Source organism: Bacteroides sp. B1-V-101, from assembly GCF_023656585.1.
In the GTDB taxonomy this organism is placed as follows: Bacteria; Bacteroidota; Bacteroidia; order Bacteroidales; family Bacteroidaceae; genus Bacteroides; species Bacteroides thetaiotaomicron.
Genome location: NZ_JAMOKH010000049.1, coordinates 1 through 14,608 on the forward strand (window position 1 = coordinate 1; position 14,608 = coordinate 14,608).

The 14,608-nt window shown below is 44.9% G+C and carries 15 protein-coding genes; 8 read left to right on the forward strand and 7 right to left on the reverse strand.

Annotation, left to right across the window (positions count from 1 at the left end; translation table 11 throughout):
- Positions 1–419: 419 nt before the first annotated feature.
- Positions 420–1,823: an alkaline phosphatase gene (locus NBH01_RS23310; protein ID WP_234140629.1), complete on the reverse strand. Its 1,404-nt coding sequence runs from the start codon at positions 1,821–1,823 to the stop codon at positions 420–422.
- 103 nt (positions 1,824–1,926) lie between these two features.
- Complete coding sequence (gene efp / locus NBH01_RS23315) at positions 1,927–2,493, reverse strand: elongation factor P (RefSeq protein WP_151209712.1); 567 nt, start codon at positions 2,491–2,493, stop codon at positions 1,927–1,929.
- Between the two features lie 192 nt (positions 2,494–2,685).
- Between efp and rpmH the strand changes: the two genes are divergently transcribed.
- The 7 genes from rpmH (at position 2,686) to NBH01_RS23350 (ending at position 8,344) form a co-directional block, all read left to right on the forward strand.
- Positions 2,686–2,847 (forward strand): 50S ribosomal protein L34, encoded by a 162-nt coding sequence (rpmH, locus tag NBH01_RS23320; protein ID WP_005678985.1) that lies wholly within the window; start codon positions 2,686–2,688, stop codon positions 2,845–2,847.
- 412 nt (positions 2,848–3,259) lie between these two features.
- Positions 3,260–3,910, forward strand: coding sequence for a PASTA domain-containing protein (locus tag NBH01_RS23325; RefSeq protein WP_008766997.1), 651 nt, complete (start codon positions 3,260–3,262; stop codon positions 3,908–3,910).
- Between the two features lie 25 nt (positions 3,911–3,935).
- A complete protein-coding gene (locus NBH01_RS23330; RefSeq protein ID WP_080974011.1) occupies positions 3,936–5,009 on the forward strand; it encodes an RluA family pseudouridine synthase in 1,074 nt (357 codons plus the stop codon).
- Positions 5,006–5,980, forward strand: coding sequence for a D-alanine--D-alanine ligase (locus NBH01_RS23335; protein WP_008762649.1), 975 nt, complete (start codon positions 5,006–5,008; stop codon positions 5,978–5,980). Before NBH01_RS23330 ends, NBH01_RS23335 begins: the two co-directional genes overlap by 4 nt.
- A gap of 101 nt (positions 5,981–6,081) precedes the next feature.
- Positions 6,082–7,230, forward strand: a complete 1,149-nt coding sequence (locus NBH01_RS23340; protein WP_008762650.1) for a hypothetical protein — start codon at positions 6,082–6,084, stop codon at positions 7,228–7,230.
- Positions 7,227–7,937, forward strand: a complete 711-nt coding sequence (locus NBH01_RS23345) for a NigD1/NigD2 family lipoprotein (RefSeq protein ID WP_008766996.1) — start codon at positions 7,227–7,229, stop codon at positions 7,935–7,937. The genes NBH01_RS23340 and NBH01_RS23345 overlap by 4 nt, the downstream gene beginning before the upstream one ends.
- A gap of 14 nt (positions 7,938–7,951) precedes the next feature.
- Complete coding sequence (locus tag NBH01_RS23350) at positions 7,952–8,344, forward strand: rhodanese-like domain-containing protein (RefSeq protein ID WP_151209707.1); 393 nt, start codon at positions 7,952–7,954, stop codon at positions 8,342–8,344.
- 456 nt (positions 8,345–8,800) lie between these two features.
- Here the strand turns inward: NBH01_RS23350 and NBH01_RS23355 are convergent, their stop codons facing one another.
- Genes NBH01_RS23355 through proB form a run of 3 tightly spaced genes read right to left on the reverse strand, consistent with a single transcriptional unit; the run spans position 8,801 to position 12,173 of the window.
- Positions 8,801–9,757 (reverse strand): Rossmann-fold NAD(P)-binding domain-containing protein, encoded by a 957-nt coding sequence (locus tag NBH01_RS23355; protein WP_008762653.1) that lies wholly within the window; start codon positions 9,755–9,757, stop codon positions 8,801–8,803.
- A 53-nt stretch (positions 9,758–9,810) separates the two neighbouring features.
- Complete coding sequence (locus NBH01_RS23360) at positions 9,811–11,064, reverse strand: glutamate-5-semialdehyde dehydrogenase (RefSeq protein ID WP_008766995.1); 1,254 nt, start codon at positions 11,062–11,064, stop codon at positions 9,811–9,813.
- A gap of 26 nt (positions 11,065–11,090) precedes the next feature.
- Positions 11,091–12,173, reverse strand: a complete 1,083-nt coding sequence (proB, locus tag NBH01_RS23365; RefSeq protein WP_008766994.1) for a glutamate 5-kinase — start codon at positions 12,171–12,173, stop codon at positions 11,091–11,093.
- A gap of 105 nt (positions 12,174–12,278) precedes the next feature.
- Here proB and NBH01_RS23370 point away from each other — a divergent pair, with 105 nt between their 5' ends.
- Positions 12,279–13,430, forward strand: coding sequence for a pyridoxal phosphate-dependent aminotransferase (locus NBH01_RS23370; RefSeq protein ID WP_008762656.1), 1,152 nt, complete (start codon positions 12,279–12,281; stop codon positions 13,428–13,430).
- On the opposite strand, the gene NBH01_RS23375 is transcribed toward NBH01_RS23370, so the two are convergent.
- Positions 13,399–13,632, reverse strand: a complete 234-nt coding sequence (locus tag NBH01_RS23375; RefSeq protein ID WP_008766993.1) for a DUF2007-related protein — start codon at positions 13,630–13,632, stop codon at positions 13,399–13,401. The two genes, NBH01_RS23370 and NBH01_RS23375, sit on opposite strands and share 32 nt — an antisense overlap.
- Before the next feature lie 73 nt (positions 13,633–13,705).
- Positions 13,706–14,548 (reverse strand): glutamate racemase, encoded by an 843-nt coding sequence (murI, locus tag NBH01_RS23380; RefSeq protein WP_008766992.1) that lies wholly within the window; start codon positions 14,546–14,548, stop codon positions 13,706–13,708.
- Positions 14,549–14,608: the final 60 nt, after the last annotated feature.

The following is a 14,608-nucleotide window of genomic DNA, read 5'->3' on the forward strand; positions in this document are numbered from 1 at the left end:
CAAAAGACAACTAACATAGGAATAAGAATAACAAAAGTAAACCTATTTAGATATTAAAGTATATTGAGTAAACTAATTCAGTTATAACAAACGAAGTTGTCAACTAAAACCAGTACACATCAATGGCTTAGAGTTTCCATAAATTTCCTGCCTTGGAAACTGCCGTTTCCCGGTGTGGGAACGATCGTTTCCTTTAAAGGTAACTGTCGTTTCTCGGTGAGGGAACGCCCGTTTCCTAACGGGAAACAGATAAAGAGAAGGGACCCAATGAAAATCATCTATTATAATGATAATATTATTTAGGCACGGATTGCACGAATTTCACGGTCTTTAATTGAATAGAACTGTGTTAATTCGTGAAATCCGTGCCTAAATGAAACTAAAAAGTGTTTTGATTACATATTCGTGTAGTCAATTCTTTATTTATATCCGGCAGCTTTAGCTATTCGTTTCGGAATTTCCGTATTGTCAATCTTCTCACCGAACAGTTGAGAACCGGCACCGATGGCAAATACCGGCACATAACCGGCAGAGTGACCGCCGCTTACCCAGCCTACCATGGATATTTGATCCATTACTTCTTTAGCGCGTGCAGCCATCGGCTCGCTCTTAGAGTACATGCTTTCGGCAAATACCACTTTATTTCTGACAAAGGATTGTTCGAACTCGTCACGCAGCTTCTTTTCCTGTTCCCAGGAAATAGGGAACTGTTTCCAGAAGCCCATTTCTTCACCCAGGAATTCTTTCATGTCTTCCCAAGTCACTTTGTTGCCTTTTGATTTTCTTAGTTCGCTGATACGTCTGGACAATCCGTCAGCAGAATGTTTTTGATATTGCAATGCTTTCAGGTTCAACGCATATTTGCCTGTACCCAGTACGATACCACCGGTTTCGTGGTCGGCCGTAACAACGATCAGTGTTTCTTTCGGATGTTTCTTGTAGAATTCGTAAGCTACTTTGATAGCGTCATCCATATCCTTTACTTCATTGAATACGGTAGCGGCGTCATTACCGTGGCAAGCCCAGTCAATCTTTCCACCTTCTACCATTAAGAAGAACCCTTTGTTCTTGCCTTTGGTCAGGAAGTCGATAGCGCTTTCTGTGATTTGGGCGAGAGTCAGATCATCGCTTTTACGATCGATAGCATAAGGCAGGCAGGCAGGATCTTTGCCTTCTTCCTGTATCAGGATCATTTTGCCGGCATCCTTGCTTTTGGCTTTATAATCGCTGTAACCACGTGCTACGGTGTAGCCTGCTTCTTCGAAAATAGGGAAGATGTTGGGAGCGTCTTTCTTGTCATACGTCTTGTCCGGTTTCAGAAAACCACCGCCTGCATAGAAGTCAAAGTTCGCTTTTGTCAGATCGACAGCGATTTCATAATTCATATTACGGTCTGCCTGATGAGCGTAGAAAGCGGCAGGAGTGGCGTGGTCTACGCTGACGGAAGTAGTGACACCCACTTTCTTTCCGGCCTTCTTGGCTTTTTCGGCTACGGTTTCAATCGGGTTTTTGTCTTCTCCTACAGAGATAGCGCTGTTGTAGGTCTTCTTTCCGGTTGCCAGTGCAGTACCCGCAGCGGCAGAGTCGGTAACGGAGTTTGTCGCGGAGAAAGTGGTTGCCATCGTTGCTACGGGAAATTGGGTGAACAATAAAGGTTCAACGCCGATGCGCCCGTTTTGCAGTTCTGCCTGATACATCTCAGTACCATTTACCTGATTGACTCCCATTCCGTCTCCGATGAAATAGAATACATACTTTGCCTGCTGACCGTTGGCTGCAACGGAAATAAGGACAAAGAGCAGTGTGTAAATCAACTTTTTCATTCTTTTGTATCTTAATATTAGGGTTAGTGATGGACAAAGGTAATAAAAAACGGTGGAAGTGCCGAAGCAAATCCACCGTTTCTTTATGTCATTTGTATGACATTTATGCTTTCACGCGTCCTACGTAAGAACCGTCACGAGTGTCGATTTCAATTGTTTCACCTTCGCTGATGAACAAAGGCACACGTACTGTTGCACCTGATTCTACGGTAGCAGGTTTCAGTGTGTTGGTAGCTGTATCACCTTTCATTCCCGGTTCTGTGTAAGTAACCTTCATCTGGACCTTGATCGGCATATCTGCATAAAGTACTGTTTCGGTAGAAGCGTCAGAAACAACTTCCAGTGTCATACCTTCGAGCAGGAAGTCTACACCGTTGATCAGGTCGTGAGCGATAGGGTGCTGGTCAAAAGTTTCCTGGTTCATGAAGATATAGTCTTCTCCTTCTTTATACAGGAATTGGTATGGGCGACGTTCAACGCGTACATCTTCCAGTTTTTCACCGATATTGAAACGGCGTTCCAGAACATAACCGCTTACTACGTCTTTCAGCTTGGTACGCATAAATGTGTTACCTTTACCTGGTTTTACATGCAGGAATTCTATACAGAAATAGAGCTTTCCGTCCATACGGATACAAGTTCCGTTTTTGATGTCTTGAGCATTAATCATACTGCTGTTTTTCTTATTATATTATTGTTATTTAATTGTCTTCGTCGTAATTCGAGTGCAAAAGTAATCTAAATCAGTAAAAAACACAAAAACTTTTGAGCAAAAATGACTTATCGCTTGGTTAATTTAAAAAAAGTCTCTATTTTTGCAGCCCGATTACGTAGAATAATAACATAAAAACAAGATACAGTAATGAAAAGAACATTTCAACCCTCTAACAGAAAGAGAAAGAACAAACACGGTTTCCGTGAGAGAATGGCATCGGCTAATGGTCGTAGAGTATTAGCTGCTCGCCGTGCGAAAGGCAGAAAGAAACTGACTGTTTCTGATGAGTACAACGGACAGAAGTGGTAATCATCACTCAGAAACAAAAAAGGCGGAGTTTTAAACTCCGCCTTTTTTGTTTGCTTCTATTTTCATTAAAGTTGGTTATAACTTCCTTTTTATGATAAAAAGTACAGGACTCTTGGCACAGTAGTTAAATAGAGTATTAAATAATGTTTAATGGAATGCTCTTTGTCACTTTTTAGCTTTCTTTGTCACAGATCATAGACGGAATATATGCGACAGACGGTTGTGCTCAGAGAATCCGGAAGCCGCATCCTAGAATATAAGGTTGTTGAAATCTATAGGAGTGGGGAATATAGTTGCAACAATTGTGGTGATGACAGGTGTCCTTGCATTTATGCAGGGACATTTTCATTGCCCACTATTCCGAAATTCAACTAATTTGTAGTATCTTTGGCGCGGATTAACAGCAAAGCGTATGACAATCAAAGAATTCTTTTCTTTTAAAACAAATAAATATTTCTGGGTGAATATCCTTGTCATGATTGTGGCAGTGGTGCTGATTGTGTTCGGCGTGATGAAATGGCTGGATGTTTATACTCGTCACGGTGAGGCGGTGGTTGTGCCCGATGTAAAAGGGATGACTGTGGATGAAGCTTCAAAAATGTTCCGCAATCACGGATTGGTATGTGTCGTTTCCGATTCTAATTATGTGAAGAATATGGCAGCTGGCATTGTACTTGATGTCAACCCGGGAATCGGACAAAAAGTGAAAGAAGGCCGCACCATTTACCTGACTATCAATACACTGAGTATTCCTTTACGTGCTGTTCCCGATGTGGCGGACAACAGTTCTCTGCGCCAGGCACAGGCGAAAGTGCTTGCTGCCGGATTCAAGCTGACCGAGATTCAGTTGATGAACGGTGAGAAGGACTGGGTGTACGGCATTAAATATCAGGGGCGCTCATTGAATGCGGGAGATAAAGTACCTTTGGGAGCTGCATTGACACTGATGGTAGGAAACGGAGAAAACGAACCGTTGGAAAGCGACTCCATGGAAAATGTTGAAGGGGCAGATGAACCTGTTTCCTCAGAATCCCCTTCAAGTCAGGATGATAGTTGGTTTTAATTGATAAATAACGAAACAGATTCACATGATCGAGGAAGAACTTCCGGATGAACTGGAGAATGATTTGGATGATATAGAACCTGTCGGTGACGAATCCCAGCTTTACGAACATTTTCGGGTGGTCGTAGACAAGGGACAGGCGATGGTCAGAGTCGACAAATATCTGTTCGAACGTATTGTCAATGCTTCGCGCAACCGTATTCAGAAGGCTGCCGAAGATGGATTCGTCATGGCTAACGGTAAGCCGGTGAAGAGCAGCTACAAGGTTAAGCCGCTCGATGTCATTACCGTCATGATGGACCGTCCTCGTTATGAGAACGAGATTATTCCCGAAAATATCCCCCTTAATATCGTTTACGAAGATCCATATGTAATGGTAGTGAACAAGCCTGCGGGACTGGTAGTACATCCGGGACACGGAAACTATCACGGTACGCTTGTCAATGCGTTGGCATGGCACATGAAAGATATTCCTGAATATGATGCCAATGACCCGCACGTCGGCCTGGTCCACCGGATTGATAAAGATACGTCCGGTCTGCTGGTGATTGCCAAGACGCCGGATGCCAAGACCAACCTCGGAATACAATTCTTTAATAAGACGACCAAACGCAGATACCGTGCCCTTGTCTGGGGAAATGTGGAACAGGATGAAGGCACGATTGTAGGCAGTATCGCCCGTAATCCGAAAGACCGGATGCAGATGGCGGTTATGTCCGACCCGTCGATGGGCAAGCACGCGGTCACTCATTATCGGGTGCTTGAACGGCTGGGATATGTCACGCTGGTAGAGTGCATACTCGAAACCGGACGTACTCATCAGATTCGTGTCCACATGAAACATATCGGGCATGTACTTTTCAATGACGAACGCTATGGCGGTCACGAAATTCTGAAAGGTACTCACTTTAGTAAATACAAACAATTTGTAAATAATTGCTTTGACACTTGTCCCCGGCAGGCTCTGCATGCCATGACATTGGGGTTCGTACATCCCGTCACAGGCGAAGAGATGTACTTTACTTCCGAACTTCCGGATGACATGACCCAGCTTATCGAGAAGTGGCGAGGCTATATAAGTAACAGAGAAATAGAATGAAACGCACAATTGCTATCGTAGCCGGAGGTGACACCTCCGAATTTCATGTATCCCTGCGTAGTGCACAGGGAATATATTCCTTCATAGATAAGGAAAAGTACACACTGTACATTGTCGAGATGCAGGGGACCCGTTGGGAAGTACAATTGCCGGATGGTGCAAAAGCACCGGTAGACCGCAATGATTTCAGCTTTATGCTGGGAACGGAAAAGATCAGGTTTGACTTTGCCTATATTACCATTCACGGTACTCCGGGCGAAGACGGCCGTCTTCAGGGATACTTTGACATGATGCACATACCATACTCTTGTTGCGGGGTGCTGGCTGCGGCGATCACCTATGACAAGTTTACCTGCAACCAATACCTGAAAGCCTTCGGAGTGCGTATTGCAGAATCGTTGCTATTGCGTCAGGGACAATCGGTTTCCGACGAAGATGTGATGGAAAAGATCGGTTTGCCTTGTTTCATCAAGCCGAGTCTGGGCGGTTCGAGCTTCGGCGTAACAAAGGTTAAGACGAAAGAACAAATACAGCCGGCCATTGTTAAGGCCTTTGAAGAAGCCCAGGAAGTGCTCGTAGAAGCATTCATGGAAGGAACGGAGCTAACCTGCGGCTGCTATAAAACCAAAGACAAGACCGTCATCTTCCCGCCTACGGAAGTGGTGACACATAATGAGTTCTTTGATTATGATGCAAAATACAATGGTCAGGTAGACGAGATTACTCCTGCACGCATCTCGGACGAACTGACGAATCGCGTGCAAATGCTGACCTCGGCCATTTATGACATATTGGGCTGTTCCGGTATCATCCGTGTGGATTATATTGTGACTGCCGGCGAAAAGATCAATCTGCTGGAAGTGAATACAACTCCGGGGATGACCACTACAAGCTTTATTCCCCAGCAAGTGCGTGCTGCCGGACTGGATATAAAGGATGTGATGACTGATATAATAGAAAATAAATTTTAGGTATTAAGTATTAGGTAATAAGTATTAATTCCATGCGGTTTACAGCGCAGCCTAATACTTAATACTTAATACCTAATACTTATTTATAAACTTCATAGCTTATGGATACTACAGAGTTTGATGAGATTCGTCCTTATAATGATGAGGAACTTCCTCAAATCTTTGAGGAGCTGATTGCTGATCCTGCTTTTCAGAAGGCGGCTACTGATGCGATACCGAACGTCCCCTTTGAACTTTTGGCGCAGAAAATACGTGCCTGTAAGAGCAAGCTGGATTTTCAGGAAACATTCTGTTATGGTATTTTATGGAAAATAGCGGCGGACCATACGGATGGGCTGACTCTGGATCATACGGCTGTGCCGGATAAGAGCAAGGCTTATACATATCTCTCCAATCATCGGGATATTATATTGGATTCGGGCTTCCTCTCTATCTTGCTGATCGATCAGGGGATGGATACGGTTGAGATAGCGATTGGTGACAATCTGCTGGTTTATCCGTGGATCAAGAAGCTGGTGCGTGTCAACAAGTCGTTTATTGTACAACGGGCGCTGACTATGCGGCAGATGCTGGAATCTTCGGCACGGATGTCCCGTTATATGCATTATACCATTAGTGAGAAGAAGCAGTCCATCTGGATTGCCCAGCGCGAAGGACGTGCCAAAGACTCGAACGACCGTACTCAGGACAGCGTGCTGAAGATGCTGGCGATGGGTGGTGAAGGTGACTTGATCGACCGTTTGATGGAGATGAACATCGCTCCTCTTGCCATTTCGTACGAATATGACCCCTGTGACTTTCTGAAAGCGCAGGAGTTTCAGTTGAAAAGAGATATAGAAGGATATAAGAAAACCACTCAGGACGATTTGATCAGTATGCAGACCGGTCTTTTCGGATACAAAGGGAAAGTGCATTTTCAGACGGCTCCCTGTATCAATGACAGGTTGGCGCAGCTGGACCGTTCGTTACCGAAGCAGGAACTGTTCTCCAGCATATCTGCCTGCATCGACCAGAGGATTCATAGTAACTATCGGATCTATTCGGGCAATTACGTTGCCTATGACTTGCTGAAGGGTACATCCGAGTTTGCCGGTCATTACACTCCCGAAGAGAAACAACGATTCGTTACCTATATCGAGCAACAACTGGGCAAAATAAAGATTCCGAATAAAGACGAAGACTTTTTGCGTGGAAAATTGTTATTAATGTATGCCAATCCGTTGGTGAACTATTTAGCTGCTTGCCAATGAATAAAGTAAAGTTACATACACTCTGGCTTTTGGGAATGCTTTTCCTGATGACTGCCTGCGGGGATGATGATTACTATTATCCTTCTGTGAAGTTGGAATTTGTCACAGTGAAGGCTGGGGCGGATGGTCTGATACAGAGTCTGCTTCCTGACAAGGGAGAGCTGTTGACTGTTGCGAAAGACCGTACCGGATCAACCATTTCTCCGAACTCGGCTAGGCGTGTGATCAGTAACTATGAAGTAAATCCGGAGGATGCTACGGCTGTCATATACTCATTGCAGTCGGTGGTGACACCGGAGCCAAAGGGGGCTGACGATCCGGCTTTCGAAGGCGGACTGAAGTATGATCCGGTAGATGTGACCAGCATTTGGCTGGGGCGTGACTATTTGAATATGATTCTGAACGTGAAGATCAATATCAATAGTGGCAAACAGCACGTGTTTGGTATGATAGAAGAGAGCGTTGAGGCGGAAGGGGATGAGACAGTCGTAACCTTGTCTCTGTTTCATGATGCGAATGGGGATGAGGAGAACTATAATCGCCGTGCCTACATTTCTGTTCCTCTGACGAAATATGTGGATGAAGAAAATCCTCATCAAACCATAAGGATAAAATTCAAGTATCATACCACAGATAAAAGTGGTGTGGTGGTAGAATCAAGCAAGTATTGTGATCCGGGATTTGAATATGTTCCGGGCGTGAACTGATTAAGATAGTACATATGTTTAAAATGAATCAATTAGTCGTGGGATTATTTTTATTTCTCTCTTCTCTTTTCTCCTGTCAGCAGAAAGGAGACTTTAAAACGGTGAATGTAGAGGATTTCGATTCTATCATTCAGGATGAAGAAGTGCAGCGTCTGGATGTTCGTACACTGGCTGAATATTCAGAAGGACATATTGCAAAAACGATCAATATAAATGTGATGGATGACTCTTTTGTCTCGATGGCGGATTCATTGTTGCAAAAGAGCAAACCGGTTGCATTGTATTGCCGTAGCGGTAAACGGAGCAAGAAAGCTGCGGCGATCCTTAGTGAAAAAGGATATAAGGTTGTGGAGCTTGGTAAAGGATTCAATGCCTGGCAGGCGGCAGGAAAGGAGATAGAATACTAAACTGTGAGCGGTGGAAGTCTCGTCTTCTTTACTGAAAGTTCATTCTTATACGTTTTTTCAATTACTATCAGATTGCTTTATATCTGTTATTTATGCAAATCAATAGTTGAATTTTGTTCCTTTCCGCATGGATTTGAACTAAATGATAATCAATAGTATCTTAAATCTCCTCCTTCGAGAAGGAGGAGTACCCGTAGGGGGAGGTGGTAGGTGAATGCATAATCCTGTTATTTACAAAGAAATAGGTATAAACATTATTTCTCCTACCACCTCGGTCTGCGACCACTCCTCCTTCTCGAAGGAGGAGATTCGAGATAGAATCGACTTTTTAATCACCCCCCAATGGTGATACTACTGTTTGATTCATTTTTGTTCAATTATGAATTATTCACTGTTTACACTTTTTTATAACTCATAATGATAAAAAATCTTCTGAATAAACAGCTGTACTACGGTTTATTCCAATCCCTCAATCAATCTCTTCAAAACCACTGTAGCCGAGATTTCACGGTTGGCAGCTTCGGGGATAACGATAGACTGGGGACTTTCGATTACATCATCCGTAACGATCATATTTCTGCGAACAGGCAGGCAGTGCATAAAGAAAGCATTGTTGGTTACTGCCATCTGTCGGTCGCTGACTGTCCATTCACGGTCTTTGCTTAATATCTGGCCGTAATTGTCGCCTGTATAGGCAGCCCAGTTCTTGGCGTATATAAAGTCTGCTCCTTCGAAAGCCTTCATCTGATCATATTCTACCTTGGCATTTCCTACGAATTGAGGTGCCAGCTCATATCCTTCCGGGTGAGTGATAACGAAATCATAGTCAGTGGCATTCATCCACTCTGCAAAGGAGTTGGGAACAGCCTGTGGCAATGGACGGGGATGTGGCGCCCAAGTCATTACGACTTTGGGACGTGCCGTCTTTTTATATTCCTCAATGGTGATTAAATCGGCAAAGCTCTGCAATGGGTGGCGGGTAGCTGCCTCCATCGAGAAGACAGGACGTCCGGAATATTGGATAAATTGATTCAGAATAGTCTCCTGATAGTCAAAATCACGATCTTCGAAACGGGCAAAGGAACGTACTCCGATGATGTCACAATAACAACCCATCACAGGAATCGCTTCCAGCAGATGTTCCGGTTTGTCACCATCCATGATGACGCCACGTTCTGTTTCCAGTTTCCATGCACCTTGGTTGATGTCCAGCACCATTACATTCATTCCCAGATTAAGAGCAGCTTTCTGTGTGCTGAGGCGGGTACGGAGGCTGGAATTAAAGAAGATCATCATCAATGTCTTGTTTCGTCCCAACTCTACATATTTGAAGCGGTCTTTTTGAATTTCAAATGCTTCTGCAAGGGCTGATTTTAAATCGCCGATGTCCTGTACACAAGTAAATTTCTTCATTTTATCTATCATTAATCGTTATTGTCCAATTGATCATTTGTCGTTTCCTCACTTTACCATCTGGTCTGTCCGTCGCCTTCGATCACCCATTTGTAGGAAGTGATTTCCTCCAGTCCCATCGGACCGCGGGCATGCAGCTTTTGAGTACTGATGCCGATTTCGGCTCCCAGGCCGAATTGTGCACCGTCGGTGAAAGCGGTAGATACGTTGGTATATACGCATGCCGCATCTACTATCTTAGTAAACAAGGCGGCACGCTCTTTGTTTTCGGTCACGATACATTCGCTGTGCCTTGAACTGTTTTCCTGTATATGCCCCAGTGCGTCTTCAAAACTTTTCACCGTTTTGACAGCCATTTTGTAATCCAGAAACTCTCTTCCGAAGCTTTCCGGGGTGGCAGGTTGCAGCAACTCAGCCGGATAATGTCCTTCCAGTGCCTGATAAGCCTGTGTATCTGCATAGATAGTAACCTTGCTTTTTTTCAGTTGATCGCAGAGCGCAGGCAAATCTCCCAGACGTTTTTCATGAATGATGGTGCAGTCGAGCGCATTGCAGACACTGACACGGCGTGTCTTGGCATTATGGATAATATCCGCTCCTTTCCGGGTATCTCCGAACTCATCAAAATAAGTGTGACAGATACCTGCTCCTGTTTCAATGACAGGAATCCGCGCATTCTCGCGCACGAAATTTATCAGATTGCTGCTTCCTCTCGGAATAATCAGGTCTACATAGCCTGTCGCATTCAGTAATGCTGCCGTAGCCTCTCTGTCAGCCGGGAGCAGTTCTACTATATGCGGATTGACATGAAACTTTTCGAGTACCTTGTGAATGACACTGATGATGGCACGGTTGGAATCGTCCGCATCACTTCCACCTTTCAGGATACAGGCATTTCCGCTTTTCAAGCAAAGGGAAAAAACGTCGAAGCTGACATTAGGACGCGCTTCATAGATGATGCCTATTACTCCGAAGGGGACACTGACTTTGGTCAGCTTCATTCCATTGGGGCGGGAGGTTTCCTTTAAAATCCTTCCCAGCGGGGAGGGGAGAGTGGCTACATTACGTGTGTCGGCAGCGATGCCTTTCAGCCTCTCTTCCGTCAGTTTTAACCGGTCGTACTTCGGGTTACTCTTGTCCATCCGTGCCAGGTCCTTTTCATTTTCTGACAGGATAAAGGGTGTTTCGGCAATGGCAGCATCAGCGACCGCGTTCAGTATCTGATTGATGGTGTCGTCGCTCAGCAATGCCAATTCCCGGCTGGCAGCTTGTACAGCAGCGAAAGTTCCGTTTAAATTTGTAGTCATTTGCTCCTTTTTACGTTTTATGTTTTTTATTCGATATACAGATAGTCGTAATGTACTACAGGCTTTTTGCCATGTTTGCCCATTGCTTCCCTGGCCTGTGCGGAGTCGCAGTTCGCTTTTCCTACACCAACCTGATTGCCCTGGAAGTCCATGATGCGTACAATATCGTCTTTCTCAAATTCGCCTTCGATGTGGGTGATTCCGACCGGAAGAATGCTGGCTGCCTTCTCCGAGCTGAGTATATCCGTGGCACATTCGTTAATATGGATTTCCCCTTTGGCGAATCCTTCGCTGTGGGCAATCCATTTCTTTACACTGGATACCGCCTCGGTGGAAGGGATAAAGCGCGTGCAAACCGTATCGTCCGGTTGTTGCAACAAGTCTACGAGAATATTATCCCGTTTTCCGTTGGCGATAATGACTGTAATCCCTTCGTCGGCTACCTTGCGGGCGATATTCGTTTTTGTCAGCATACCGCCACGACCGAAGCTCGATTTGGTAGCCTGGATATAGTTGGATAAATCCTTTCCGTGCTCGATTTCACGAATGACAGCGGAGGCAGGATCGGAGGGTGAACCGTTGTAGATTCCGTCTATGTTACTCAGGATAATCAGTGCCTGCGCGTCCATCATGGAAGCGATTAGCCCGGAAAGTTCGTCATTGTCCGTGAACATAAGCTCGCTGACCGAAATCGTATCATTCTCATTGACGATGGGGATGACGCCGTTTTCGAGCATCACCGTCATGCAGTTCTTCTGATTCAGATAATGGCGGCGGGTACTGAAGTTCTCTTTGGTAGTCAGTACCTGACCTACCGCAATGCCGTGTTCACGGAAAAGTTCGTAGTAGCGGTTTATTAATTTAGCTTGTCCTACAGCGGAGAATAACTGGCGCTGGTCTACACTGTCGAGCTTTTTCTGCGGGTGTATCTCGCTGCGTCCCGAAGCAACAGCTCCCGAAGAAATAAGAATGATCTCTACTCCGGATTTATTTAATTCTGCTATCTGGTCAACGAGTGCCGACATACGGGTGACGTCCAATGTACCGTCACGGCGTGCCAATACGTTACTGCCTACTTTTACTGCTATTCGTGTAAACTCCTGTTTCATCCTTACTAACGATTTGAAAGCACAAATATAGAGCTTTTTGTCGATATGTTACAAAAACAGGCTGAAAAGAATTATCTTTGCAGCCTGACAGATAAAAGAAAAACAATGAAACATACGAATCCCCAAGTAGAACAAATGACCTCCTTTATCGTGATGGATGTATTGGAGCGTGCAAATGAATTACAGAAACAAGGTGTGGACGTTATCCACCTGGAAGTCGGTGAGCCGGACTTTGACGTTCCGGCTTGTGTGGCGGAAGCTGCTAAGGCTGCCTACGACCGGCACCTCACACATTATACTCACTCTTTGGGGGATCCGGAGTTGCGTCGTGAAATAGCCGCTTTTTATCAGCGTGAATATGGAGTCACTGTCGATCCGGATTGTATTGTCGTCACTTCCGGCTCTTCTCCGTCTATCCTTCTGGTCTTGATGTTGCTTTGTAACTCGGACAGTGAAGTGATTCTCTCCAATCCGGGGTATGCGTGTTATCGTAACTTCGTTTTGGCCGCTCAGGCAAAACCTGTCTTGGTGCCTCTGTCCGAAGAGAATGGTTTGCAATATGATATAGAAGCGATCCGTAAGTGCGTTACTCCGCATACGGCTGGTATTTTTATTAATTCGCCGATGAATCCGACGGGTATGTTGCTGGATGAGAGTTTCCTGAAAAGTGTGGCATCTTTAGGTGTTCCTATTATTTCGGATGAGATTTATCACGGACTTGTATACGAAGGACGTGCGCATAGTATTCTGGAATATACGGATAAGGCTTTTGTCCTGAACGGATTTTCCAAACGATTTGCGATGACAGGGTTGCGTTTAGGTTATCTGATAGCACCGAAATCCTGTATGCGTTCTTTGCAGAAGTTGCAGCAGAATCTGTTTATCTGTGCGTCCAGCATCGCCCAGCAAGCGGGGATTGCCGCATTACGACAGGCTGACTCGGATGTGGAACGGATGAAGCAGATCTATGATGAACGCCGCCGGTATATGATCAGTCGTCTTCGGGAAATGGGATTCGAGATCAAAGTTGAGCCTCAGGGTGCCTTTTATATTTTCGCTGATGCACGTAAATTCACTACCGACTCTTATCGCTTTGCATTCGATGTTCTCGAAAATGCGCATGTCGGCATCACTCCCGGTATAGACTTTGGAACGGGAGGCGAAGGATATGTCCGTTTCTCCTATGCGAATTCGCTGGAGAGTATCCGGGAAGGACTGGACCGTATCAGTCAGTATCTTTCTCGTTGCGGCTTCTGATCAGTTCAGTAGCGGCTTCGTACTGGTCTTCAGTGACCAGAACAGATACAGATGGAGCAATATAGGGGGCTAATGTCCCCATGATACCATCTTTAATGACGCAGCGGATGTCATTACTTTCCAACAATCCCTTGATAATTTCTGCTTCCCATGGAGAACCGGAGAATACTTCTATGGCCCTGCTATAATCTTCTTCTTTCATAATCTTATGCTATTTGAGGTTATGTATACAAATATAACAAAAAAGAAGGAAAGATTGATCTGCTTTCCCATATTTATTCGAGAGAAATTCTTTTTACGTCGATTTGCTGGTTCAGGAAGGAAGAGGCCGATTCGACAAACTTCTCTTCCGCTTCTGTGGTGTAAAACAGACAACTGCCGTTTTGGGTACATTTAGCATTCATCTCCGGATGTCTGCTCAGGTAGTCCTTCAGACTTTCGGCTACATATTCTCCTTGTGCGACAATGCGGATATGCTTCGGAGTGTATTTTTGTATCTTAGGGAGCAAGATAGGATAATGCGTACAGCCCAGAATCATCGTGTCAATTTCAGGATCTTTGGATAGCAACTGGTCAATGTATTTCCGGATGAAATAATCGGCCCCTTCGTTCTGTGATTCATTATTTTCCACTAGCGGTACCCACATGGGGCATGCTATTCCGCTCACTTGAATATCCGGGAATAGCTTATGTATCTCTAATGGATACGATTCGGACTTGATGGTACCTGCTGTTGCCAGTACTCCGATATGACGGCTTTGAGTAATGTCGCCTATACACTCAACGGTAGGGCGGATAACTCCGAGTACACGGCGTTCAGGGTCAATGCCGGGCAAGTCATTCATTTGTATGCTGCGCAATGCTTTGGCAGAGGCTGTATTGCAGGCCAAGATAACGAGATGACATCCCATTTCAAACAGTTTATTGACTGCCTGCAAAGTGAATTCGTATACGATTTCAAAAGAACGTGTGCCGTAAGGAGTGCGTGCATTGTCTCCCAGATAGATATAATCATATTCCGGCAGCGCCTCTCTTATCTTGTTGAGGATAGTCAGCCCACCGTATCCGGAATCGAAAACTCCGATTGGCCCGGGTGTATGAGATAGATGTTGCTTCATGACGAGTGCGATTTTATATACGCAAAGTTACATGAAAAAAGGGAAAGAGAAAGAAGTATG